The sequence below is a fragment of the Pseudomonas sp. NPDC087029 genome (assembly GCF_044745345.1).
Taxonomy (GTDB): Bacteria; Pseudomonadota; Gammaproteobacteria; order Pseudomonadales; family Pseudomonadaceae; genus Aquipseudomonas; species Aquipseudomonas faucium.
Genome location: NZ_JBIVAB010000002.1, coordinates 36,347 through 61,426 on the forward strand (window position 1 = coordinate 36,347; position 25,080 = coordinate 61,426).

At 65.1% G+C, this 25,080-nt stretch carries 21 protein-coding genes; 14 read left to right on the top strand and 7 right to left on the bottom strand.

Features of this window, described 5'->3' with window-relative positions; translation table 11 throughout:
* Positions 1–39: 39 nt before the first annotated feature.
* The 3 genes from ACIPG5_RS03605 to ACIPG5_RS03615 form a co-directional block, all read right to left on the bottom strand.
* Positions 40–411 (bottom strand): translation initiation factor Sui1, encoded by a 372-nt coding sequence (locus ACIPG5_RS03605; protein ID WP_176517239.1) that lies wholly within the window; start codon positions 409–411, stop codon positions 40–42.
* A 255-nt stretch (positions 412–666) separates the two neighbouring features.
* Positions 667–1,200, bottom strand: coding sequence for an NUDIX hydrolase (locus ACIPG5_RS03610; RefSeq protein ID WP_176517238.1), 534 nt, complete (start codon positions 1,198–1,200; stop codon positions 667–669).
* 2 nt (positions 1,201–1,202) lie between these two features.
* Positions 1,203–2,270: a DUF2333 family protein gene (locus ACIPG5_RS03615; protein WP_176517237.1), complete on the bottom strand. Its 1,068-nt coding sequence runs from the start codon at positions 2,268–2,270 to the stop codon at positions 1,203–1,205.
* 246 nt (positions 2,271–2,516) lie between these two features.
* Between ACIPG5_RS03615 and ACIPG5_RS03620 the strand changes: the two genes are divergently transcribed.
* The 14 genes from ACIPG5_RS03620 to ACIPG5_RS03685 all read left to right on the top strand — a co-directional run bounded on the left by ACIPG5_RS03620 (position 2,517) and on the right by ACIPG5_RS03685 (position 21,314).
* The gene (locus tag ACIPG5_RS03620) at positions 2,517–3,896 is read left to right on the top strand and encodes a diguanylate cyclase (protein WP_401373387.1); all 1,380 of its coding nucleotides are present in this window, start codon (positions 2,517–2,519) and stop codon (positions 3,894–3,896) included.
* A gap of 366 nt (positions 3,897–4,262) precedes the next feature.
* The gene (locus ACIPG5_RS03625; RefSeq protein ID WP_373876250.1) at positions 4,263–6,008 is read left to right on the top strand and encodes a methyl-accepting chemotaxis protein; all 1,746 of its coding nucleotides are present in this window, start codon (positions 4,263–4,265) and stop codon (positions 6,006–6,008) included.
* Between the two features lie 212 nt (positions 6,009–6,220).
* On the top strand, positions 6,221–7,987 hold the full coding sequence (locus ACIPG5_RS03630) for a protein-disulfide reductase DsbD (protein WP_401373389.1): 1,767 nt from the start codon (positions 6,221–6,223) through the stop codon (positions 7,985–7,987).
* A 179-nt stretch (positions 7,988–8,166) separates the two neighbouring features.
* On the top strand, positions 8,167–8,619 hold the full coding sequence (gene aroQ, locus ACIPG5_RS03635; protein WP_176518061.1) for a type II 3-dehydroquinate dehydratase: 453 nt from the start codon (positions 8,167–8,169) through the stop codon (positions 8,617–8,619).
* 101 nt (positions 8,620–8,720) lie between these two features.
* On the top strand, positions 8,721–9,182 hold the full coding sequence (gene accB, locus ACIPG5_RS03640) for an acetyl-CoA carboxylase biotin carboxyl carrier protein (protein ID WP_176518062.1): 462 nt from the start codon (positions 8,721–8,723) through the stop codon (positions 9,180–9,182).
* A 17-nt stretch (positions 9,183–9,199) separates the two neighbouring features.
* Entirely contained in the window at positions 9,200–10,555 is a 1,356-nt protein-coding gene (accC, locus tag ACIPG5_RS03645) for an acetyl-CoA carboxylase biotin carboxylase subunit (RefSeq protein WP_008093082.1), read from the top strand.
* 260 nt (positions 10,556–10,815) lie between these two features.
* The gene (gene prmA / locus ACIPG5_RS03650; protein ID WP_176518063.1) at positions 10,816–11,694 is read left to right on the top strand and encodes a 50S ribosomal protein L11 methyltransferase; all 879 of its coding nucleotides are present in this window, start codon (positions 10,816–10,818) and stop codon (positions 11,692–11,694) included.
* Between the two features lie 44 nt (positions 11,695–11,738).
* A complete protein-coding gene (locus ACIPG5_RS03655) occupies positions 11,739–13,067 on the top strand; it encodes a DUF3426 domain-containing protein (RefSeq protein ID WP_401373392.1) in 1,329 nt (442 codons plus the stop codon).
* Positions 13,068–13,243: 176 nt separating this feature from the next.
* Positions 13,244–14,257: a tRNA dihydrouridine synthase DusB gene (gene dusB / locus ACIPG5_RS03660; RefSeq protein WP_176518065.1), complete on the top strand. Its 1,014-nt coding sequence runs from the start codon at positions 13,244–13,246 to the stop codon at positions 14,255–14,257.
* Positions 14,254–14,574, top strand: a complete 321-nt coding sequence (fis, locus tag ACIPG5_RS03665) for a DNA-binding transcriptional regulator Fis (RefSeq protein ID WP_008093076.1) — start codon at positions 14,254–14,256, stop codon at positions 14,572–14,574. The genes dusB and fis overlap by 4 nt, the downstream gene beginning before the upstream one ends.
* 81 nt (positions 14,575–14,655) lie before the next feature.
* Positions 14,656–16,263 carry a bifunctional phosphoribosylaminoimidazolecarboxamide formyltransferase/IMP cyclohydrolase gene (gene purH, locus ACIPG5_RS03670; RefSeq protein WP_012316411.1) on the top strand — a complete coding sequence of 536 codons (1,608 nt, stop codon included), beginning with the start codon at positions 14,656–14,658 and terminating at the stop codon, positions 16,261–16,263.
* Positions 16,264–16,441: 178 nt separating this feature from the next.
* Positions 16,442–17,737 (top strand): phosphoribosylamine--glycine ligase, encoded by a 1,296-nt coding sequence (gene purD, locus ACIPG5_RS03675; RefSeq protein ID WP_236236664.1) that lies wholly within the window; start codon positions 16,442–16,444, stop codon positions 17,735–17,737.
* Positions 17,738–17,872: 135 nt separating this feature from the next.
* On the top strand, positions 17,873–20,647 hold the full coding sequence (locus tag ACIPG5_RS03680) for a hybrid sensor histidine kinase/response regulator (RefSeq protein ID WP_236236665.1): 2,775 nt from the start codon (positions 17,873–17,875) through the stop codon (positions 20,645–20,647).
* Positions 20,648–20,717: 70 nt separating this feature from the next.
* Positions 20,718–21,314, top strand: a complete 597-nt coding sequence (locus tag ACIPG5_RS03685; RefSeq protein ID WP_176513328.1) for a MarC family protein — start codon at positions 20,718–20,720, stop codon at positions 21,312–21,314.
* On the opposite strand, the gene ACIPG5_RS03690 is transcribed toward ACIPG5_RS03685, so the two are convergent.
* From ACIPG5_RS03690 to cobJ, 4 genes are all read right to left on the bottom strand, one after another.
* The gene (locus ACIPG5_RS03690) at positions 21,311–21,934 is read right to left on the bottom strand and encodes a hypothetical protein (protein WP_401373396.1); all 624 of its coding nucleotides are present in this window, start codon (positions 21,932–21,934) and stop codon (positions 21,311–21,313) included. The two genes, ACIPG5_RS03685 and ACIPG5_RS03690, sit on opposite strands and share 4 nt — an antisense overlap.
* Positions 21,921–22,538 carry a hypothetical protein gene (locus ACIPG5_RS03695; RefSeq protein WP_401373398.1) on the bottom strand — a complete coding sequence of 206 codons (618 nt, stop codon included), beginning with the start codon at positions 22,536–22,538 and terminating at the stop codon, positions 21,921–21,923. Before ACIPG5_RS03695 ends, ACIPG5_RS03690 begins: the two co-directional genes overlap by 14 nt.
* A 61-nt stretch (positions 22,539–22,599) precedes the next feature.
* Positions 22,600–23,289 carry a hypothetical protein gene (locus ACIPG5_RS03700; protein ID WP_401373400.1) on the bottom strand — a complete coding sequence of 230 codons (690 nt, stop codon included), beginning with the start codon at positions 23,287–23,289 and terminating at the stop codon, positions 22,600–22,602.
* Positions 23,290–23,388: 99 nt separating this feature from the next.
* Positions 23,389–25,080, bottom strand: coding sequence for a precorrin-3B C(17)-methyltransferase (gene cobJ / locus ACIPG5_RS03705; protein WP_401373749.1), 1,692 nt, complete (start codon positions 25,078–25,080; stop codon positions 23,389–23,391).

Sequence of the window (25,080 nt, forward strand, 5' to 3'; positions counted from 1 at the left end):
GAGTTTAGAAAGCGCGGGGCAAAAAATCGCGGGCAGCCATCAGCCGCCTGATTTTTTTGCCTTGAAGCCTTGTTTGGTCAGCTCACCAATCAGCAGCTCGACATGGTCGCCCTGGATTTCGATGACCCCATCCTTCAGCGCGCCGCCGGTACCGCAACGGCGCTTGAGGGTGGTGGCCAGCTCCTTGAGCTGGTCGAGCGGCAGCGGCACGCCGGTGACGGTGGTCACGGTCTTGCCGCCACGGCCTTTGCTTTCACGGCGCACACGGGCAATGCCATCGCCTTCGGGGATGAGCTGCTGCTTGCAGGTGCAGGCGTCCACCGGTTGGCCACAGTCGGGGCAGTGCCGACCGGCATCGGTGGAGTACACGAGACCGCCAAGGGCGGCGAAGGAAGAAGCTTTCTTGGACACTTTTGTTCCTCGGTGCTGAGGACAAAAACTGGTCGACGGGAGCCGACCGCGAAGCCCCACTCTGGCAGGGGCGGCGCTACTGCTGCAAGACTTGCGGCAGCCCGAAAAGGGCGCGCAGTTTAACGATAAATCACGCCGTTGCTAAGTACTGGAATGCGCCATTTTGCGAATGATTTGCGACCCTTGGGCAAAAACCCTGGGGGCCTTTGCCGGCGCTGGCTTGCCGGCGATCACAGCGGCCCGCCAAGGCAGCGCTCAAAGGCTGGCCTTGTAGCGCTGCAATGCCGCCAGCGAGTCGGGGCAATAGGGCTTGACCAGGCTTTCCGCCTCCGCCTGCTCGATCGCCACGAACCTGGCCTCGATCACCTCTTCGGGCTGCAACCGCAGCGGCGCATCCGACACCGCCGAATACACCGCGCACCACAGGTGGTTGCCCGGCTGGTCGAAATAGAAGCGCTCGTGGAACGTCAGCGGCACCCCGGCGATGCCCAGCTCTTCGGCCAGCTCGCGGGCGGCCGAGGCCGCGTAGGCCTCGCCCGCCGCCACCATGCCGCCTGCGGCCACGTCCCAGTAGCCGGGGTAGAGTGCCTTGCTCAAGGTACGCCGGTGCACGCACAGCTCGCCGGCGCTGTTGAACAGCAAAATGAACGTGCAGCGGCCGATCAGGCCACGCTCGCGCAGTTCGGCCCTGGGCAACGCCCCCAGCACCTGGTCGGTTTCGTCCACCCAGGCGACCAGTTCTCGGTCGGAAGCCGCCCGGTGGGCGGCCTCGTTGGGGCTGATGGCCATGCTCAACCCTGCGACAGCAGCTGGCGCAGGTCGATGACCGCAGCGTTGGCCCGGGAGATGTAGTTGGCCATGACCAGCGAGTGGTTGGCCCACATGCCGAAGCCACTGCCGTTGAGCACCATCGGGCTCCACAGCGGCTCTTGCGAGGCCTCCAGCTCACGGATGATCTGGCGCACGCTGACCGTGGCGTTCTTCTTGGCCAGCACGTCGGCGAAGTCCACCTCGATGGCACGCAGCAGGTGCGACAGCGCCCACGCCTGGCCACGGGCCTCGTAGAACACGTTGTCGATCTGCAGCCACGGGGTTTCCACCAGCTCCTCGTCCACCTGCGGCGCTTGGCCGGCGACCACCGATTCGGTCTTCAGGGTGTTGTTAAGCTTGACCCGGCCAACGCTGGCCGACAGGCGCTGGGACAGCGAACCCAGGCGGGTGGCGACATCGCCCAGCCAGTTGTTCAGGTTGTCGGCGCGGGTGTAGAAGATCGCGCCCTTGTCGCCTGCGGCCAGGCGAGTCTGGTAGCGCGTCAGCGACTTGATGCCCTCTTCGAACTCAGACTCGCTCGAAGGCAGGATCCAGCTCTTGTTGTCGAAGTTGAAGCGCGGCTCGGCCTTGGCCAGGTCGGCGTCCTCGGTGGACTGCGACTGCGAGCGGGCGAAGTCCTTGCGCAAGGCACGGGACAGGTCACGCACCTGCACCAGCACGCCGTATTCCCAGCTCGGCATGTTGTCCATCCACAGCCCTGGCGGGAAGCGGTCGTTGGAAATATAGCCACCGGGCTTGTTCAGCAGGGTGCCGGCCACGGTCTTGAGGGTTTCCACGGTGGTGTAGCCAATCACCATCTGCTGGCCATTGCGCTCGGCCGCCGCCTGGGCGTTCTGCTGCACCGGGAACAGGTCCGGCTCTTCGCTCCAGTACCAGCCCAGGCCGATGCAGACCAGCAGGTACAGGCCGATCAGCGTCCCCAGGGCACGGCTCCAGAGCCCCCCAAGGTAGCTGCGGGCGGCAGCGCCGCGGCCGTCGACACGCTCGCGGGGCTCGGCTTTGGCCTCACGGTTTTTCCAATCCAGCATGGCTTTGTCCTTAATCAGTCACGACGGTTCAGGGCTTGGACCACAGGCTTGCGCCAGGGTGCCACGACAAGCCCGTGTCGCTGCACTATAAAGCAGACACTGCCTTACGCATAAGCGACCAATGAGTCATGAACTGAATAATGCGCTTCAAGGCTTTGTTGACCCAACGCACTCGCGCGTTTGCAAACTGGTGCTAGCATAGAGCCATCATCGCACCTGCACATCCCTCCAATAAGTAGCCAGGACATGACCCACGCCGCGGAGCCGAGCCCCGAGCGCCTAGAGCAGGAGCTCGATCACTTGCTGCAACGCCTTTCGCGCACCAGCCTGCGCAAAGGTGACCAACTCGACCAGCTGGCGCTGCCGCCTGCGCGCAAGCCGGTCTACCTGTTGTTGCAAGACCCCGAGCCCGCCCAGCGCCTGGCGCAGCAGCTCGAGTTCTTCGGCCTGAGCGCGCGGCCACTGTTCGATGCCGAGGCACTGATGGCCGCCCTGGCCGAGCAGATGCCGGCGGCCATGGTCATGGATGTCGACTTCGGCGGGCCCGAGCGTGGCCTGGCCCTGGCCGCGCAGGTGCAGCAAGACCTGGACAAGCCCATCCCGCTGCTGTTCTTCAGCCTCCACGAAACCGATACGCCCACGCGCCTGGCGGCGGTGCGCGCCGGCGGCCAGGCGTTTCTCACCGGCACCCTGGAGGCCTCGGGCCTGCTGGAAAAACTCGAGATCATGACCAGCACCGCCCAGTCCGACCCGTTGCGCGTGCTGATCATCGACGATTCGCGCACCCAGGCCCTGCATACCGAACGGGTGCTGGGCTACGCCGGCATGACCACGCGCAGCCTCAGCGACCCGATCCGCGCCATGGCCGAGCTTGCCGACTTCCAGCCCGACCTGATCATCCTCGACCTGTACATGCCCACCTGCTCAGGCCCCGAGCTTGCCAAGGTGATCCGCCACAACGACCGCTACGTCAGCGTGCCGATCATCTACCTGTCTGCCGAGGACGACCTGGACAAACAGCTCGATGCCATGAGCGAAGGCGGCGATGACTTCCTGACCAAGCCGATTCGCTCGCGCCACCTGATCACCACCGTGCGCAACCGCGCAGCGCGCGCGCGGCACCTGAAGTCGCGGATGGTGCGCGACAGCCTCACCGGGCTGTACAACCACACGCACATCCTGCAACTGCTCGAAGACTGCAGCTTCCGCGCCCGCCGCGAAAGCCAGCCGCTGAGCTTCGCCATGCTCGACATCGACCATTTCAAGAAGATCAACGACCGCCATGGCCACCCCATGGGCGACCGGGTGATCAAGAGCCTGGCGCTGTTTCTCAAGCAACGCCTGCGCAAGACCGACTTCATCGGCCGCTACGGCGGCGAGGAATTCGCCATCGTCATGCCCAACACCGCGCTGGAAGCGGCGCACAAAGTGCTGGACGAGATCCGCCGGCGCTTCGCCGAGATTCTCTACCCCGCCCAGCCCCACGACCTGCAATGCACCTTCAGTGCCGGCGTGGTGCAGCTCGATGAAGAACTCGATGCCCTGACCATGGCCAGTGCCGCCGACGAAGCCCTGTACCGGGCCAAGCATGCGGGGCGCAACTGCGTGGTGCGCGTCGAGCCGTAGCGGGCCTGCCGCCTGCCCGCAAAGCCTCCACAGCGATAGCGGCACTGTGCCACTTTTTTATGGCGCCAAGCCGCTGTCGTCATCACCACGTCATAAAACCGCAATAACTTCAGGCACCTACCTCCACTCCCCCGCAGGAAGTTCGCGGCTATGCGCCTGAAGTGGCTGACCAATTTCAACACCCTGTTGCTGGTGACCGTGTGTATCGCCCTGGGCGCGACCCTGTGGTGGTCGCAGCGTGCCCTGGAGCGCCCCTATCAATTGATGGAGCGCTACCTGAGCTTGTCGCAGCAGTTCCAGAACCACACCGCCCGCAATATCGAGGCTTACCTGGGCAGCGGCGATGCCGTGCGCCACGCGGCGGCCATGGAGGCCAACCAGCAGTTGCAGGCGGCGCTGGCCGAACTGCCGGACGAACTGGCCAGCCAACTGCGGCCCAGCCTCGGCTCGCTGAACACCTTCAGCGCCAACGAACTGCTGGCTGCAGGCAAGCTCGCCGGCGACCCCCAGGCCCTGCTGCTGCAGGCCGAGCGCGAGCTGGGCGCCAACTTCGAACAGCTGGCCAGCTACGCCCGCGGCAGCAACAGCGCCGAGGCCAGCCGCTACCTGCTGCCGCTGTTCGATGCCAGCCTGCACCTGGGGCGCCTGTCGCTGGCCCGTGACAAGCTGGTCAGCAGCGGCCGCGCGGAGCTTGCCGATGAAGTGGATCGCGAGCTGCAGCTGATCCGCAGCCAGGCCCAGGTCATCGATGGCCTGCCGCTGCTGGGCGTGACCCGCGCCGCCGAATCCGGTGCCGACGACTTCGCCGCCATGATGGGCCTGGAAACCCAAACCAGTACCGAGCAGGAAGATGTCGCGGTAGCCCTCAAGCGCGACCTGCAGAGCCTGCTCAACCGCTACCCGGCCGAACTGCAGCGCACCCGCGAGCAGATCGAGCGGCGCAGCGCCCTGGCCGCCAGCACCCATGAACGCCTGGATGCCGTGCAACAGGCGATTGCCGGCCTGGAGCCGGAAGTGCGCGGCCAGCACGCCAAGATCGCCAGCGAAGTGCGCCTGATGCAGGGGCTGATGATCGGTTTGATCCTGCTGATCGCGCTGCTCGTCGATACCTTGCAGCGGCGCCTGGCGCGCACCCTGACCAGCCTGGCCCCGGCGCTGTCACGCTGGGCCGAAGGCGACTTCGCCGAGGCCATCGACCTGGGCCGTACCAACCGCGAGCTGCACGACATCCAGGAGTCGCTCAACCGCCTGCGCCACTACCTGGTGGAGCTGGTCGGCACCATCCGCCACAACGCCGAGCAGGTCGCCGGCAGCAGCCATGCCCTGGCCGGCATGAGCGCCGCCCTGCACGACGGCGCCGAACGCCAGGCCGGCGACACCGGGCAGATTCGCGACGCCCTGGGCGAACTGGAAGCGACCATCCAGCAAGTGGCCGGCGATGCCAGCTCCGCCGCCGATGCCAGCCGCGACGCCGGCCGCGCCGTGGAACAGGGCCAGGCGGTGATCGGCCAGAGCCTGTCGGGCCTGCGCGCGCTGGTCGACGAGGTGCAGGGCAATGCCCGCATGATCGAACAACTGGCCGAGGAATCGGCGACCATCGGCGGAGTGCTGACGGTGATCCGTTCGATTGCCGAGCAGACCAACCTGCTGGCCTTGAACGCCGCCATCGAAGCCGCCCGCGCCGGCGAGATGGGCCGGGGGTTTGCCGTGGTCGCGGACGAGGTGCGCTCGCTGGCGCAACGCACCACCGGGGCGACGGGCGAGATCCAGGCGCTGATCGACCGCCTGCAGCAGGCGGCGCGGGGGTCGGTGGCGGGCATGCGGGCGCAGCTCGAACACGCCGAGGCCACCGCCAACCAGGCCCAGGCGGCCGATGGTGCGCTGGATGAAATCGTCAGCGCGATCCGCACCATTGCCGATACGGCGGTGCGCATTGCCGATGTCACGGCGCAGCAGAGCGGCGCGGTGAGCGAGATACGCGACCACAGCGAGCGCATTCATGAGCTGGGCGAGGATAACCTGCAGCGCATTGGCGAAGGGCGTGAGCAAGGCGAGCAGCTGTTGAGCCTGGGGGGCGAGTTGAACCGCGCTGTTCGGGCGTTCAGGGTCTGAGCGTTGCGGCCCTATCGCCGGCAAGCCGGCTCCCACAAGGACTCCACAGATCTCAAATGCTGTGGGGTACCTGTGGGAGCCGGCTTGCCGGCGATAGGGCCAGTACTGGCGCAACACAACCAGCGACCATGCGTCGCGCCCCAAGACACCCCCCTGCCAACCCCCGGCAACTCCGCTATCATGCCCGGCACGTTCCACCTCGCGAGTCCGTCATGCGCCGCCTGTTTTTCCTGCTGTTCCTGCTGCTGGCCGCCCCTGCCTTCGCCACGGGCCTGCTCGACAACCGCCCCAGCGCCACCCTCGGCGCCGCCTCGCTGTCCAGCGGTGCCGACTTCCTGCCGGTGCACGAGGCCTTCAAGCTCGACCTGGTCCAGGCCGACGCGCACAGCATCAAGCTGCGCTTCGTCGCCACCGACGGCTATTACCTCTACCGCCATCGTTTCCAGTTCCGCACCGAGCCTGCGGACATCGCCCTGGGCACGCCGAACATTCCCAAGGGCGAAGCCAAGCACGACGAGTTCTTCGGCGACGTGGAGGTCTACCACGGCGTGCTCGACATCGAACTGCCGCGCACCGACGCCCGCGCCTTCACCTTGCTGGTGGGCTACCAGGGCTGTGCCGACAAGGGCTTGTGCTACCCACCCGAGACCGAACGGCTGAGCATCGATGGCGAAGGTGGCGCAGTGCCGGCCAGCGGTGAACAGGCCTGGAGCTGGAAATCGCTGCTGCTGTTCTTCCTCGCCGGGGTCGGCCTGACCTTCACGCCCTGCGTGCTGCCCATGCTGCCGATCCTCTCCGGCGTGGTGCTGCGCGGCCAGGTCGGCGGCCCGCGTGGCCTTGCGCTGTCGCTGGCGTACATCCTGCCGATGGCGGCCAGCTTCGCCGTACTGGGCGCATTGATGGGCCTGTTCGGCGCGAGCCTGAACCTGCAGGCACGGCTGCAATCGGCCTGGGTGCTGGTGCCGTTCGCGCTGTTCTTCGTGCTGTTCGCCCTGGCCATGTTCGGCCTGTTCGAGCTGAAACTGCCGCAAGCCCTGAGCAACCGCCTGGACAGCGTGGCCAACCGCACCAAGGGCGGCTCACTGCTCGGGGCTGCGGTGCTTGGCGTGCTGTCGAGCCTGCTGGTGTCGCCGTGCGTCTCGGCGCCGCTGGCCGGCGCCCTGCTTTATATCAGTGCCAGCGGCGATGCCCTGGGCGGTGCGCTCAAGCTGTTCGCCCTGGGCCTGGGCATGGGCGCGCCGCTGCTGTTGGTGGCCACGGGCGGCGCGGCCTGGCTGCCGAAGAGCGGCCCCTGGCTGAACACGGTGAAAAACGCCATCGGCGTATTGCTGCTGGGCCTGGCCATCGGCCTGCTCAGCCGCGTGCTGCCGGGGCCTGCGACCTCGTTGCTGGTCGGCTTGCTGGCCGCCGGCGTGGCGCTGTTCCTCGGCGCCCTGGAGTTCGTGATCAAGACGCCACGCCAACGCCTGGCCCAACTGCTTGGCCTGGCCTTGCTGGTGTACGCCCTGGCCTGCTGGTATGGCGCACTGAGCGGCCAGGGCGACCCGCTGCGCCCGCTGCCGCCGCCCAGCGTTGCCACTGCCAGCAGTGGCCCAGCCCAGCAAAGCGCCTGGCAAACCATCACCACGCCCGCAGCCCTGGACGCCGCCCTGGCGCAAGCCAAGGCCAGCGGCCAGCCGGTGCTGCTGGACTGGTACGCCGACTGGTGCATCAGCTGCAAGGTGATCGAGCACGAAGTGCTCAACGCGCCCCCGGTGCAAGCCCAGTTGGGCGTCTTCAAACTGCTGCGTTTCGACATCACCCAGAGCAACGCCGAGCAGCGCACCCTGCTCGACCGCTACCAGTTGTTCGGCCCACCGGCGCTGCTGTTCTTTGCCGCGAACGGTAGCGAAATGACCACTGATCGGGTGATTGGCGAGATAAACGCCGTCGATTTCGCCGACGTTCTTGCGCGCGTGCGCGGCAAACTCGGTCTATAACTTCCCGCGAGCCGGCAACTTTCTGCGCATGAGTGACCAGATTTAATTATTTGGTCACATACTTCGCGCGAACCTCGGACATCGTGCTGGCTATTGCCGGGAACTGGACACTTGCCGTCGCTTTACGGCACACTCGCCGCGCTGTGTCGAATTGCCCTACAAATCCAAGGAATCCGCAGATGGCAACCCTACTGGTGCTTCACGGCCCCAACCTGAACTTGCTCGGTACCCGGGAACCTGGCCACTACGGCGCCATGACCCTGGCCCAGATCAACCAGGACCTGGAGCAGCGAGCCCGCGCCGCTGGTCACCATCTGCAGTACCTGCAGAGCAATGCCGAGTACGAACTGATCGACCGTATTCATGCCGCACGCAACGAGGGTGTGGACTTCATCCTGATCAATCCGGCTGCTTTCACCCACACAAGCGTCGCATTACGTGACGCATTGCTTGCGGTGAGCATCCCATTCATCGAAGTGCACCTGTCCAACGTGCACAAACGCGAACCGTTCCGTCACCACTCCTACTTTTCCGATGTCGCCGTAGGGGTGATCTGCGGCCTGGGCGCCAGCGGTTATCGCCTGGCCCTGGAGTCCGCGCTGGAACAACTGGCTGCCAACGCACAGCCCTGATGATTGCGACCTTGGCCCACGTGGGCCGGGGTTCGAGAGAAACGTCTCAGATACGTTTTTAAATTACGCCCCCTGACCGAACCTTTGGGAGTTGATGATTAATGGATATCCGTAAAGTCAAGAAACTGATCGAGCTGCTGGAAGAGTCTGGCATCGACGAACTGGAGATCAAGGAAGGCGAAGAGTCGGTCCGTATCAGCCGTCACAGCAAGACCCCAGCTGCCCAGCAGTTCTACGCACCAGCCCCGATGGCTGCCGCCCCTGTCGCAGCGCCTGCTGCCGCTGCTGCCCCGGTTGCCGAAGCTGCCGCTGCCGCCCCAGCCCTCAAAGGCACCGTGGTCCGCTCGCCAATGGTCGGCACCTTCTACCGCAAGCCTTCGCCGACCTCGCCGAACTTCGCTGAAGTTGGCCAGAGCGTGAAGAAAGGCGACACCTTGTGCATCGTCGAAGCGATGAAGATGATGAACCACATCGAAGCCGATGTCGGCGGTGTCATCGACGCCATCCTGGTGGAAGACGGTCAGCCGGTTGAGTTCGACCAGCCGCTGTTCACCATCGTTTGATTCGCGGAGAGCCAACGATGTCTGGGAAGCTGGAAAAAGTCCTGATCGCCAACCGCGGGGAAATTGCCCTGCGGATCCTGCGTGCCTGCAAAGAGCTGGGCATCAAGACCGTCGCCGTGCACTCCACGGCCGACCGCGAACTGATGCACCTGGGCCTGGCAGACGAGTCGGTCTGCATTGGTCCTGCTTCGTCCAAAGATTCGTACCTGCACATCCCGGCGATCATCGCCGCGGCTGAAGTGACAGGCGCCACCGCCATTCACCCGGGCTACGGCTTCCTGGCGGAAAACGCCGACTTCGCCGAGCAGGTGGAGAAATCCGGTTTCGCCTTCATCGGCCCGAAAGCCGACACCATTCGCCTGATGGGCGACAAGGTTTCGGCCAAGGACGCGATGATCAAGACCGGCGTACCGACCGTACCAGGCTCCGATGGCCCGCTGCCCGAAGACGAGGAGGTCGCCCTGGCGATCGCCCGTGACGTCGGCTACCCGGTGATCATCAAGGCCGCCGGTGGCGGTGGTGGTCGCGGCATGCGCGTGGTGCACAAGGAAGAGGACCTGATCGCCTCGGCCAAGCTCACCCGTACCGAAGCCGGTGCTGCCTTCGGCAACCCGATGGTCTACCTGGAGAAGTTCCTGACCAACCCACGCCACGTGGAAGTTCAGGTGCTGTCCGACGGCCAGGGCAACGCCATCCACCTGGGCGACCGCGACTGCTCGCTGCAGCGCCGCCACCAGAAGGTACTGGAAGAAGCACCGGCCCCGGGCATCGATGAGAAGGCCCGCCAGGAAGTCTTCAAGCGTTGCGTCGATGCCTGCGTCGAGATCGGCTACCGCGGTGCCGGTACCTTCGAGTTCCTGTACGAGAACGGCCGTTTCTACTTCATCGAGATGAACACCCGCGTGCAGGTTGAGCACCCGGTGTCGGAAATGGTCACCGGTATCGACATCGTCAAGGAGATGCTCAGCATCGCCGCTGGCAACAAGCTGTCGATCCGCCAGGAAGACGTGGTCATCCGTGGCCACTCGCTGGAATGCCGTATCAACGCCGAAGACCCGAAGAAGTTCATCCCGAGCCCCGGCAAGGTGAAGCACTTCCACGCCCCAGGCGGCAACGGCGTGCGCGTCGATTCGCACCTGTACAGCGGCTACTCGGTTCCGCCGAACTACGACTCGCTGATCGGCAAGCTGATCACCTACGGCAAGGACCGCGACGAAGCCATGGCGCGCATGCGCAATGCCCTGGACGAGATCGTCGTCGACGGCATCAAGACCAACATCCCGCTGCACCGCGACCTGGTGCGTGATGAAGGTTTCTGCAAAGGCGGCGTCAACATCCACTACCTCGAGCACAAACTGGCCAACCAGGAGTGATCGCGTTAGCGTGATGCATGAAAACCCCGGCCCAGTGCCGGGGTTTTTTATTGCCTGGCAGGTGCTCATCGCCGGCAAGCCGGCGCCCACAGGAGTTGCGCCAACTCAAGTGCAGCGATAATCCTGTGGGAGCGGGCTTGCCCCGCGAAGAAGGCGACACGCACGCGCGCCCCTGCTCTACAAACCCCCTGCACTCGCGTAAACTGCCAGCCTTCGCGCAGCCTCGGGCTGCCCCTGTCGATTTACCAAAGGTGCCCGCCATGCCTTGGCTGCAAGTACGCCTGGCCATCAGCCCGGAACAAGCCGAAACCTACGAAGACGCCCTGCTCGAAGTCGGCGCCGTCTCGGTCACGTTCATGGATGCCGAAGACCAGCCGATCTTCGAACCCGACCTCAACACCACCCCGCTGTGGTCGCACACCCACTTGCTGGCCCTGTTCGAAGCGCACGCCCAGCCTGAAGCGGTGTTCGCCCACCTGCGCCTGCTGACCAACGCCGAACTGCCCGAGCACCACGCCGAGGTGATCGAGGACCAGGACTGGGAACGCAGCTGGATGGACAACTTCCAGCCGATGCGTTTCGGCCAGCGCCTGTGGATCGTGCCGAGCTGGCACGAGGCGCCGGAAAAGGACGCGGTCAACCTGCTGCTCGACCCGGGCCTGGCCTTTGGCACCGGCACCCACCCGACCACCGCGTTGTGCCTGGAATGGCTCGACGGCCAGCAGATGCAAGGCACCCAGGTGCTCGACTTCGGCTGCGGCTCGGGCATCCTGGCGATTGCCGCGCTGCTGCTCGGCGCCCGTGAGGCGGTCGGTACCGACATCGACGTGCAGGCCCTGGAAGCTTCGCGCGACAACGCCCAGCGCAACGGCATCAGCGATGACAAGTTCGCCCTGTACCTGCCCGAGCAGATGCCGGCCATGCAGGCCGACGTACTGGTCGCCAACATCCTCGCAGGGCCGCTGGTCTCGCTGGCGCCGCAACTGTCCGGCCTGGTTCGCCCAGGCGGCTTGCTGGCGCTGTCGGGCATCCTCGCCGAACAGGGTGAGGAAGTGGCCGCCGCCTACGCCGCCGACTTCGAGCTGGACCCGATCGTCGTGCGCGACGGCTGGGTACGCATCAGTGGTCGCCGCCGCTAAGCGGGCCTAGACTTAACCTCTGCACAGCCCCCCCGGATCGCCGCATGACCGACAGTTTCGTCACCCAGTGCCCGCATTGCCAGACCAGCTTTCGCGTCACTCACCACCAGCTGAGCGTAGCGCGCGGCGTGGTGCGCTGCGGGCATTGCCTGCAGGTGTTCAATGCGGCGAAGCAGTTGCTCGAGCAGACCCGCGCCAAGGCCGGCGGCGAGCCTGCTGCAGCGCCTGCGCCAGCAGCGCTGGTCGAGCCCGTGGCGGCGCCGGAGCCGGCCCCTGTCGTGCGCCCGCCGGTCGAGCCCGAGGATTGGGCCGCCACCGCGCAAGCCCTGGACGAACTCGACCTGGACCAGGAACTGGCGCGCCTGGAGCGCCGCAGCAAGCCTGAGGAACCGCGCCCCGCCGCACCCTCGCAGGCCTTGCAGGCGCGGCGCGACGAGCCGGCCGGCGACGAGGATGACGATGCGCTGTTCGGCACCGCCACCGACGAGCACCCGGACACCCCAGCCCATCACGAGCCCGCCCCGGTATTGCTGGAGCAGGAGCCACTGGACCTGGAGCCGGCCCCCGGTGATCGCACCGAGCCGACCCTGGGCACCAACCTGGACCTGGACCTCGAAGACGAGCGTGCCGCGCCTGCCGAACCCGAGCGTTTCGACGAGCCGCATGCCAGCGACGACGATGACGTCATCCATGCAAAAGGCCTGAGCGCCCGGGATGACGACGAAATGGACATCCATCTGTCGGCGCGCGATGACGAGCCTGTCGAGCCGCTGCCCGGCGAGCGCCTGGAGCCTGGCTTTGCCGCCAAGGCCGAGCGCCCGTCGCGCAAGGAACCGCTGGTCGACGTGGTCGACGACCCGCTGCAACTGGGCTGGGAAAAACCCAAGCCCAACTGGGGCAAGCGCCTGCTGTGGGGCGTGCTGACCCTGCTGGCCGCAGGCCTTTTGGCGTTCCAGTATGTGTGGTTCCACTTCGACGAAATGGCCCGCCAGGACCAGTACCGGCCGATCTTCCAGCAACTGTGCCCGATGTTGGGCTGCCAGGTGCCGACCCGCGTCGATATCGCGCGCATCAAGAGCAGCAACCTGGTGGTGCGCAGCCACCCGGACTTCAAGGGCGCGCTGATCGTCGACGCGATCATCTACAACCGTGCCCCGTTCGCCCAGCCGTTCCCGCTGCTGGAGCTGCGTTTCGCCGACCTCAACGGCCAGCTCATCGCCAGCCGTCGCTTCAAACCCAGCGAATACCTCTCGGGCGAGTTGGCCGGGCGTGGCGAAATGCCCAGCCAGACGCCGATCCACATCGCCCTGGACATCCTCGACCCGGGCCCCAAGGCCGTGAACTACAGCCTCAGCTTCCGCTCCCCCGAATAACCAGTGCCCCGCAGCCTGCCCTGCGGGGGCCTGCAAAGGCGCTCGGTTTGCGTTGAGGCATAAGCCGACAACTGTTCAGAATTTATCCAAATCCATCTTTATCCGGTCACCGAGAGCGGGTATCATGCCAACCCTTTTTCGACTCCAATGATTCGGCCCCACAACAGGGAACACCTATGTCGGCGGTACGCATCGGCCCATACACACTACGCAACAACCTGATCCTCGCGCCCATGGCCGGGGTCACGGACCAGCCTTTCCGTACACTTTGCCAGCGCCTGGGCGCGGGCATGGTGGTGTCGGAGATGGTCAGCAGCGACATGAGCCTGTGGAACAGCCGCAAGTCGAGCCTGCGCCGCATCCACGAAGGTGATCCCGAGCCACGCTCGGTACAGATCGCCGGTGGCGATGCGCAGATGATGGCGGCGGCGGCCCGGGCCAACGTCGAGGCGGGTGCCCAGATCATCGATATCAACATGGGCTGCCCGGCAAAAAAAGTCTGCAACAAAGCTGCAGGCTCTGCTTTATTGAGAGATGAAGCTTTGGTCAGCGAGATCCTCCACGCCGTGGTCGGTGCGGTGGACGTCCCGGTGACCCTGAAGATTCGTACCGGCTGGGACCGGGCGAACAAGAACGGCCTGAACGTGGCGAAGCTCGCCGAACAGGCCGGCATCCAGGCGCTGGCGGTGCATGGCCGCACACGCGCCGACCTGTACACCGGCGAAGCCGAATACGACACCATCGCTGCCATCAAGCAGGCGGTGTCCATCCCGGTTTTTGCCAACGGCGATATCACTTCGCCAGAAAAGGCCCGGGCGGTGCTGGACGCCACCGGGGTCGACGGTCTGCTGATCGGCCGGGCCGCCCAAGGGCGCCCCTGGATCTTTCGCGAGATCGCGCATTACCTGGCGACCGGCGAGCACCTGCCTGCCGCCAAGCTGGACGAAGTGGAACGAATCCTGCTGGAGCACCTGGCTGCGCTGCACGCCTTCTATGGCGATGTGATGGGCGTTCGTATCGCCCGCAAGCACGTTGGCTGGTACCTGGCAACACGACCCGGCGGCAAGGAGTTTCGCTCCCGGTTCAACGCTTTGGAAGACACACAAGCGCAGTGCGCCAACGTTCGCGAGTACTTCAGCGAACGTCGACAGAGCCTTGAGACAGAGGACGAACAAGGGGTGGCCGCATGACGATGATGACCGAGACATTAGTGAGTGGAACAACGCCCGTGAGCGACAACGCCAACCTCAAACAGCACCTCAACACGCCGAGCGAAGAGGGCCAGACCCTTCGCGACAGCGTCGAGAAGGCGCTGCACAACTACTTCGCACACCTGGAAGGCGCAACCGTCACTGACGTGTACAACCTGGTGCTCTCCGAAGTCGAGGCGCCCCTGCTCGAGAGCGTGATGAATTACGTCAAGGGCAACCAGACCAAGGCCAGCGAGATGCTCGGACTGAACCGAGGCACCCTGCGCAAGAAGCTCAAGCAGTACGACTTGCTGTAAGCCAGAATCCCAATCAGAAAAGGCGGCTCCCTGAACAGAGGCGCCTTTTTTGCTGACTCCACCGCGTTATTGGAATCCGAAATGACCGACCAGACTACCCGCCTGCCAGTCCGCCGCGCCCTGATCAGCGTCTCCGACAAGACCGGTATCCTCGAATTCGCTCGTGAGCTGCAACAGCTCGGTGTCGAGATCCTGTCCACCGGTGGCACCTACAAGCTGCTCAAGGACAACGGCGTGAACGCGGTGGAAGTGGCCGACTACACTGGCTTCGCCGAAATGATGGATGGCCGGGTCAAGACCCTGCACCCGAAGATCCACGGTGGCATCCTCGGCCGTCGCGGCGTCGACGACGCCATCATGAACGAGCACGGCATCAAGCCGATCGACCTGGTCGCCGTCAACCTGTACCCGTTCGAAGCCACCATCGCCAAGCCTGGCTGTGACCTGCCGACCGCCATCGAGAACATCGACATCGGCGGCCCGACCATGGTCCGTTCGGCAGCCAAGAACCACAAGGACGTGGCCATCGTGGTCAACGCCAGCGACTACGCCAGCGTCCTCGAAGGCCTCAAGGCCGGTGGCCTGACCTACGCCCAGCGCTTCGACCTGATGCTCAAGGCGTTCGAGCACACCGCCGCCTACGACGGCATGATCGCCAACTACATGGGCACCATCGACCAGGCCAAGGACACGCTGTCCACCGAAGCGCGCAGCGAATTCCCGCGCACCTTCAACAGCCAGTTCGTCAAGGCCCAGGAAATGCGCTACGGCGAGAACCCGCACCAGAGCGCGGCGTTCTACGTTGAAGCGAAAAAAGGCGAGGCCAGCGTTTCCACCGCCATCCAGCTGCAGGGCAAGGAGCTGTCGTTCAACAACGTGGCCGACACCGACGCCGCGTTGGAGTGCGTGAAGAGCTTCGTCAAGCCGGCCTGCGTCATCGTCAAGCACGCCAACCCGTGCGGCGTGGCCGTGGTGCCTGAAGACGAAGGCGGCATCCGCAAGGCCTACGACCTGGCCTACGCCACCGACACCGAGTCGGCGTTCGGCGGCATCATCGCCTTCAACCGCGAGCTGGACGGCGAAACCGCCAAGGCCATCGTCGAGCGCCAGTTCGTCGAAGTGATCATCGCCCCGAAAATCTCCCAGGCTGCCCGCGACGTGGTAGCGGCCAAGCAGAACGTGCGCCTGCTCGAGTGCGGCGAGTGGCCTGCCGAGCGTGCTGCCGGTTGGGACTTCAAGCGCGTCAACGGTGGCCTGCTGGTGCAGAGCCGCGACAACGGCATGATCACCGCCGAAGATTTGAAGATCGTCACCAAGCGTGCACCGACCGAGCAAGAGATCCACGACCTGGTGTTCGCCTGGAAAGTGGCCAAGTTCGTCAAGTCCAACGCCATCGTCTACGCCAAGCAGCGCCAGACCATCGGCGTCGGCGCCGGCCAGATGAGCCGCGTCAACTCCGCCCGCATCGCTGCCATCAAGGCCGAGCATGCTGGCCTGCAGGTGCAGGGCGCGGTGATGGCTTCGGATGCGTTCTTCCCGTTCCGTGATGGCATCGACAATGCGGCTAAAGTGGGTATCAGCGCCGTGATCCAGCCGGGTGGTTCGATGCGTGATGCTGAAGTCATCGCCGCTGCCGACGAAGCCGGCATCGCGATGGTGTTCACCGGCATGCGCCACTTCCGCCACTAATCAAGATGGCCGGGCGATCCCCGGCCCTGTAGGAGCGGCCTTGTGTCGCGAAAGGGCCGCAAAGCGGCCCCAGGTTTCAAGCATCGCCGCATGAACCCTGGGGCTGCCTTGCAGCCCTTTCGCGACACAAGGCCGCTCCTACAGGGAACGAGGATCGCCGCCAAACAGAGGTTTTGACATGAAAGTTTTGATCATCGGCAGCGGCGGCCGTGAGCACGCCCTGGCCTGGAAAGTCGCCCAGGACCCACGCGTCGAGAAAGTCTTCGTTGCCCCGGGCAACGCCGGCACCGCCATCGAAGCCAAGTGCGAGAACGTCGCCATCGACGTCACCGCCCTCGAGCAACTGGCCGATTTCGCCGAAAAGAACGTCGACCTGACCATCGTCGGCCCAGAAGCGCCACTGGTCATCGGCGTCGTCGACCTGTTCCGCAGCCGCGGCCTGGACTGCTTCGGCCCGACCAAGGGCGCGGCCCAGCTGGAAGGTTCCAAGGCCTTTACCAAGGACTTCCTGGCACGCCACAAGATCCCGACCGCCGACTACCAGAACTTCACCGAGATCGAGCCAGCCCTGGCCTACCTGAAGGAAAAGGGCGCGCCGATCGTGATCAAGGCCGACGGCCTGGCCGCAGGCAAGGGCGTGATCGTCGCCATGACCCTGCAGGAAGCCGAAGACGCCGTGCGTGACATGCTCGCCGGCAACGCCTTCGGTGACGCAGGTTCGCGCGTGGTGATCGAAGAGTTCCTCGACGGCGAGGAAGCCAGCTTCATCGTCATGGTCGACGGCCACAACGTGCTGCCCATGGCCACCAGCCAGGACCACAAGCGCGTCGGCGACCAGGACACCGGCCCCAACACCGGCGGCATGGGTGCCTACTCCCCGGCGCCGGTGGTCACCGCCGACGTGCACCAGCGCGTGATGGACCAGGTGATCTGGCCGACCGTGCGCGGCATGGCCGAGGAAGGCAACGTGTACACCGGCTTCCTTTATGCCGGCCTGATGATCGACAAGGCGGGCAACCCCAAGGTCATCGAGTTCAACTGCCGCTTCGGCGACCCTGAAACCCAGCCGGTCATGCTGCGCCTGGAGTCGAGCCTGGTGCTGCTGATCGAAGCCGCCTTCGCCAAGGCCCTGGACAAGGTCGAGGCCCAGTGGGACCCGCGCCCGAGCCTGGGCGTGGTGCTGGCTGCCGGTGGCTACCCGGGCGACTACGCCAAGGGCGACGTGATCAACGGCCTGGATGCAGCCGCCAAGATCGAAGGCAAGGTATTCCACGCCGGCACTTCGCTCAAGGATGGCCAAGTGGTCAGCAACGGCGGCCGCGTGCTCTGCGCCACCGCCATGGGCGCCAGCGTGGCCGACGCCCAGCAGCAGGCCTACCGCCTGGCCAAGGAAGTGTCCTGGAACGGTAGCTTCTACCGCACCGACATCGGCTACCGGGCCATCGCCCGCGAGCGCGGTGAACACCAGCAGTAAGTTTTACCGAATGGCCGCTGCGCCTAGCGCATGCGGCATTCGGCTCGTCGACGAGGCCCCACTGGGGCCTTGCCTTCGACTTGGCGCGCCGCGCATAGTTAATACCCGGCACATCGGCTAGGAAGGGATCTCGTAGTGCGTCGGCTTCGGATTGCCACAGCTCTGATCGTCAGCTTGCTGACCTTGCTCTGCCTGCTCCCGGCTTCGGCCGAGCAAGGCGGTGGCTGGTCCGTTCTGCTCGACGAACAGGCCAACCTGCAATTGAGCGATGTGCGTTCCGATCGCTATCGCAGCCAGTTCAGCCCCACCACCCTCGGCGAACTCGATGCCGCCCCTGCCGAACAGGCACTGTGGCTGCATTACCGCCTGGAACCGGGTGACCAGGAGCAACTGCTGCGGGTATTCGCCCCCGACCTCTCGCACCTGGACCTGTACGCCCTCGATGGCGACAAGTTGCTGCGCCAGCTGCGCCATGGCCGCCAGGCCGGCAACGCCAGCCCGACCCTGCGCGGCAGCGACCATGTACTGCCACTGCCCAACAGCACGCACCCGCTGGATATCTACCTGCGCCTGGTCTCCGAGCACCAGCTGCGCCCGGCCATCAGCCTCGAGCCTGCGGCCGTGGCCGCCTCCGACCATAGCCTGCCGTTGCTGTTCGGCATGCTCTTCGGCGGTTTGCTGATGCTGATCCTGCACAACCTGATCCGCTTCCTCTACACCCGCTCCAGCACCACCCTGATTCTTGCCCTGTACCACGGCCTGATGCTGCTCAGCGGCCTGATCCTGCTCAACCTCAGCGGCCCCTGGTGGCACCTGTGGCACAGCGCACAAACCCCGGCCGCCTACCTCACGCTGGTGCTGGCGGGCCTGGCGGGGTTGTATTTCACCCAGCACTTCTTCGCCCCCTGCCGCTCGCCGCGGCTCGACCGCCTGCTGCAGGGCGAAATGCTGGTCACTGCGGTCAGCGGGCTGATCCTGCTGTTCGTCGACACCCTGCCGCTCAACCTGATGACCTATGCCCTGCTGGCCCTGGGCAGCCTGACCATGCTGCTGGTCAGCAGCTACCACTGGTACAAGGGCTACACGCCGGCACGGCTGTTCAGCCTGGCCATGCTGGTGTTCAACCTCGGTGGCCTGGTACTGCTGCCGGCCCTGCTGGGCCTCACCCGCACCTCCACGCCATGGCTGCTGTGCATCCTCATGGGCCTGACGGTGGTGTGCGGGCTGTTGCTCAACCTGGCCGTCAGCGAGCGCTTGCGGCGCATGAGCGAAGAGCGTTTCAGCGCCAGCCGGGCGCTGGCCGCCAGCGATGCCGAAATCAATGCCAAGGCCGAGTTCCTGGCCAAGATCAGCCACGAAATCCGCACCCCCATGAACGGCGTGCTGGGCATGACCGAGCTGCTGCTGGGCACGCCGCTGTCGGTCAAGCAGCGCGATTACGTGCAGACCATCCACAGCGCCGGCAACGAACTGCTCACGCTGATCAACGAGATTCTCGACATTTCCAAGCTCGAATCGCGGCAGATCGAACTGGACGACGTGCAGTTCGACCTCAACGCCCTGATCGAAGATTGCCTGAACATCTTCCGAGCCAAGGCCGAGCAGCAGAACATCGAGCTGATCAGCTTCACCCAGCCGCAGGTACCGCGGGTGATCAGCGGCGACCCGACGCGTCTGCGCCAGGCCCTGTCGAGCCTGCTGGAAAACGCCCTGAAGAACACCGACCAGGGCGAGATCCTGCTGGTGGTGGCGCTGGACCAGCGCGGCGAAGTGCCACGCCTGCGCATCGCCGTGCAGGACAGCGGCGAGCCGCTGCCGGCCGCCGAGCGCGAAGCCCTGCTGCAGGCCGAGCTGCACAGCCACCACTTCCTTTCCAGCAACAAGCTCGGTGGCCACCTGGGCCTGGTGATCGCCAAGCAGCTCATCGGCCTGATGCAGGGCGAGTTCGGCATCAAGAGCAGCACCAGCATGGGCAACACCCTGTGGCTGACCCTGCCGCTCGACCCCTCGCGCCTGGAGCAGCCGCCGGCCGACCTCGACGGCCCGCTGCGCGACGCCCGGGTGCTGGTGGTGGACGACAACGACACCTGCCGCAAGGTGCTGGTGCAACAGTGCAGCGCCTGGGGCATGAATGTCAGCGCGGTGCCGTCCGGCAAGGAAGCGCTGGCCCTGCTGCGGACCAAGGCGCACCTGCGCGACTACTTCGATGCGGTGCTGCTCGACCAGAACATGCCTGGCATGACCGGCATGCAGCTGGCGGCCAAGATCAAGGAAGACCCGAGCCTGAACCACGACATCCTGGTGGTGATGCTCACCGGCATCAGCAACGCGCCGAGCAAGGTCATCGCCCGCAACGCCGGGGTCAAGCGCATCCTCGCCAAACCGGTGGCCGGCTACACCCTGAAGACCACCCTGGCCGAAGAACTGGCCCAGCGCGGCCGCGAGCAGGCGGTGCCGAGCAGCGTGGCAAACACGCCATCGGCGCCGGAGCTTCCGGGGGACTTCCGCGTGCTGGTGGCCGAAGACAACAGCATCTCGACCAAGGTGATCCGCGGCATGCTGGGCAAGCTGAACCTGGAGCCTGACACCGCCAGCAACGGCGAAGAAGCCCTGCAGGCAATGAAGGCCCAGCGCTATGACCTGGTGTTGATGGACTGCGAAATGCCGATTCTCGATGGCTTCTCCGCGACCCAGCAGCTGCGCGACTGGGAGCTGGCCAACCAGCGCCGGCGCACGCCGGTCGTGGCCCTGACCGCGCACATCCTGGCCGAGCACAAGGAGCGCGCGCGCCTGGCCGGCATGGATGGGCACATGGCCAAGCCGGTGGAGCTTTCGCAGCTGCGCGAGCTGATCCAGTACTGGGCCAGGCAGCGCGAAGCCAAGGCTGACGATCCGCTGCATACCTCCTGAACTATAGTGGCTGCATCCCCCGCGTCACGGGTAAGCCCTGCCCTCGACGGCCCTGCCAGGAATCGCGCTCATGCTCCATGAGTTGTTCAGTGTCTACCTCAAGATGCTCGTGCTCTACAGCCCGTTCTTCGTGCTGTCGTGCTTCATCAGCCTGACCCGCGGCCACTCCAGCAAGGAGCGCAAGCAGCTGGCCTGGAAGGTGGCCTTTGCGGCGCTGGTTGCCAGCGTGCTGTTGTATCTGTTCGGCCGGGTGATCTTCGGCATCTTCGGCATCACCGCCGACGCCTTTCGCATCGGCGCCGGCAGCGTGCTGTTCATCTCGGCCCTGAGCATGGCCCAGGGCAAGCCGGCCGTTCAGGCCGACAACGTGCAGCAGGATGTGACCATCGTGCCGCTGACCATCCCGCTCACGGTAGGCCCCGGCACCATCGGTGCACTGCTGGTGATGGGCGTGGGGCAACCGCATTGGGACGACAAGCTGCTGGCGATCATCAGCATTGCCCTGGCCAGCTTCACCGTGGGCCTGGTGCTGTACCTCTCGCATGGCATCGAACGCATCCTCGGCGACCAGGGCCTGCAGATCGTCAGCCGGCTGATGGGGTTGTTCGTCTGCGCGCTGGCGGCGCAGATCATCTTTACAGGGATCAAGGGCTACCTGCTGCCCTAGATCTCCATCTCATGGATGTCCTTGAGCGACATCACTTGCAGCCCTCCCTCGACCGCACTGCGCCAAAGCAGGTCGAACTGCAGGGTATTGAAGCGCACCAGCTCGGCGTTGACCCGCATGTTGCGCCGTTCGCGAAAAAGAAAGCCCGCCGTGAAGGCTGAACCCTCCCCCGCTTCGTGATACAGGACGATGTCAACGTAATTGCTGCTCGAAGGCGCGCAAGACAACAGCTGAAATTGCGCGCGCTGATTGCTTTGCGACTCGAAATGCAGCAATGGCTTGCCGTTTCTTTTCAGCGCTTCAAACGTCAGTGACATGTGGCTGGCGTGAACTTCCCCGGCGACGGCATTGATCCTGCCTAGCACCTGTTCGACTTTGATCGCACGCTGTGGATCAGGCCAGTGGACCTGCTCTGCCGACTTCGCATCCGTGCCCAGGTGCATCAGCTTTCTCAGGTAATAGCGGTACTGCGCTTCGGCCGATTCGTGCGGCACGTCATTCATGGTCGCATCCTCGGCCCACAACGACGCCAGCTTCACGGCCTCGCGCTGACGCTGGTTGATTCCAGGGAGCAAGGACACCAGGCTGCCACCCACCACGGCGGCTTCATGTCGGTCCATGGCCAGCCTCCTGTTCGAGTAGGCCCAGCTGCCTGATGTGTTTGCTCTGCTGCTTGAGCTCCAGCACAGTGTGCAGCTCGCAGTGATCAGATTCAGACACATAGTCGCCCAATGTCAAAACGCTTTCGCGCAGGTCGATCCCTTTCGCCAAACCGTCGTGGGCCAGCCCGCAGAGATCGATCGACGGGCCTGGTAACAGAACGCCCAGCTCATGGACGACGCCGCTTTTGGCCACGGTGAATGAACTCAGGCACTGCTGCGCCGGATTCTGGGTCAGCTGGGTAACGGCCGCTTGCAGATAGCCGGATAGGTCGGGGTGGCGTGCCTGCAACCTGTCCCTGAGCAAATTCAGCGGCAAGGCGACGGCACTCTCCTGGTAATCGCTGTGACTGCGGGTGAGAACCCAGCCACGCTCCTCCAGTGCCGTGCGGTAGCCGCTGTACCAACGCGCATAGTTCTCAAAACGTGAGCCATTGAGCTTGTCTGAATGCAGCTGGGCGTACAGCAGAGAGTCCAGCGCGTACTGCCTTTGTGGCAGCGCTGCCTGCGCGACCAGCAAGGCCGTGCCGCCAGCGAGCCACAGGGAATAACTATCCTTACTCATCGAAATACCTCGAGTTTCAAGCGCAGAAAAAGAAAACGGGGCCATCAGGCCCCGCTGCAGATCAGATCTCGAATTCGCTGACGGCCTTAACTGCCTTGTCGATGAGCTTGCCTTCGATCGACGCCCGCACCTCGTCGGTGTACACCACCTCGTTGAAGCTCAGCACGACCGAACCGCTGTACCGCTCCGTGCTCGAGCTCTTCCACTCGAACACCAGGGTATCCAGGTCGTTTTCGCTCGGCGAAGCACTGAAGGCGTTCACCAGCATGAACAGTTCACCCTCGGGAGTTTCGATACAGGCCGCCAGGCCCGTGGTCGAGACCGGGTGGCCCTTGATGTTCTGCTTGTAGATTTCCTGCGCTTGGGTGATGCCGCCCAGCGCCTCCAGGCCCTTGCCGATCAACTGGGTGATGGCCTCGCCCAGCGGGCCGCCGAGCAAGGCCTGGCCGGCAGCACTGGCGACCTTGAAGGCCACCGGCCCCAGGGTCAGCGAGCGGCTTTGGTCGTAGTCACGCTCGTAGGAGCGCTTGCCCACCACCCAGCCACAGGTGCGCATCACTTCCAGGAACTTGTTGAACCAGGCCTCGGATTCGCCATCGCGATCGTGCTGCTTGGAAGCCACGCGAGAGGCGAACTGGAAGGTGGTTTTGGCATCGCGGCGTTTTTGCGCGGAAATGCCAGCGCTCAGCGCGAGGAGGGATTGTTCGACGACGGCGATGCTGTCGCCACTGACAGGGTTTTGATCGGTCATGTGCAGAGTACCTTGAAGGCCCCGACGGGGATCGTCGAGGGGCCTTCACCCTATGCTGCAAATGACGGGGGAGCAGGCATGACCCGTTTCCCTTGGTGCTCAGCCTGCGCTGGGGTACCAGCGCGGCGTATACACCCACTGAGTGCCATCGGCCTTGGGGAACTGGCAGGTGGTGGAGGAGCCCAGCAGCACCATGGTGCGCATGTCGACCATCTCCGGCACCAGTTCGGCCAGCGACACCACCTTGAGCGTCTGCCCCGGCCTACCGATGTCACGGCCAAGCACTACAGGTGTATTCCCCTCCCGGTGCCGACGCACAACCTCCAGCGCCCGCCCAAGCTGGTGCGGCCTGGATCTGGAAATCGGGTTGTAGAAGGCCAGTACCAGGTCGGCCTGGGCCGCCAGGTCCAGGCGTTTTTCGATGATTGACCAGGGCTTGAGGTTGTCCGACAGCGACATCACGCAGAAGTCATGCCCCAGCGGCGCACCGGCCTGGGCAGCGGTGGCCAGCGACGCTGAAACCCCCGGCAGCATTTGCAGGTCGACACGGTGCCAGGCCGGGTCGTCGGATGCGTGCAGCGCTTCGAGCACTGCGGCAGCCATGGCGAACACGCCCGGGTCGCCCGACGACACCACCACCACCGAACGGCCTTGGGCGGCGAGCTCGAAGGCATGCCTGGCGCGCTGCATTTCTTCACGGTTGTCGGTGCAGTGCAGCACCTGGTCATCGCGGAACGGGCCGGCCATGCGCACATAGGTTTCATAGCCCAGCACGTCTTCGGCACGCCCCAGCTCGGCCTTCACCGCAGGCACCATCAGTTCGGCGGCGCCCGGGCCAAGGCCGATCACTGCCAGGCGGCCACGGCGGCGACCGACCCGGGCCACATCGACAGGTGCCGGGGCGATGGCGATGACCATGTCTGCCTGCTCCACCAGCGTGGCGCCCGGTATTTCGTCGGCCAGCAGGCTGGCCAGGCTGGCGGAAGGCGGCGCAAAACGCAGGCCCACGCCAAGTGCCGCAGCCGCCTCATGCAGCGCGGGCTCGGCCATCAAGGTATCGACGGCCAATAGGCAAGCCAGTGCCTGCTCCGCCAGGCCTGCCTCGCGCAGCGCATCGCGAATCCGCGCCAGCAGATCCGGCCCGGCTTCGGCAAGCGCCACCACCAGCGAGCGGCGGTGGATCAGCAACTCGTCGCGGCTGGCCGGGCGTGCATCGCAGCCCACATGAATGGTGCGCTGGGCACTGTCGCTGGCCGGCAACTGAGCCTGCAGCAACCAGGGCGCGTCGCCTTCGACACGCACCGCTTCGCCCGCCAGCAGGTCGGAGACGAAACGCTTGCCCTGCTCGATATCCGCCAAGGCATAGCCTTCGGGCGGGTTCAGCAGGCAGGTGCCAAAGCGCAGCTCGCCACTGGTGGTGATGGCTGCCGCCACGCCCAGCGCGTCGCCCAGCTCGCGGGCCATGACGTTGACGCCACTGAGCCCGCCAAGCAGCGGCACCACGGCGCTGCCGTCCTCGGCCACTGCCAGCACCGGCGGCTCCTCGCCCTTCTCGCCAAGCAGGCTGGCAAGGCTGCGGATGACGATGCCTGCCGCGCACAAGGCGACGATCGGCGTGCCCTGCAGGTACAGCGCGCGCAGCGTGTCGCCGAACGCCTGGTAATACGCATCGGCGCCTTCGACCCGGCCACTGAGGCCGTGGATCGTCGCCGCCGGATAACGCTGCTGGATCCGTTGCGCCGTGGCCAGGCTGCCCGGGCCGAGGACGATGATTGCCGGGGCGCTGTGCAT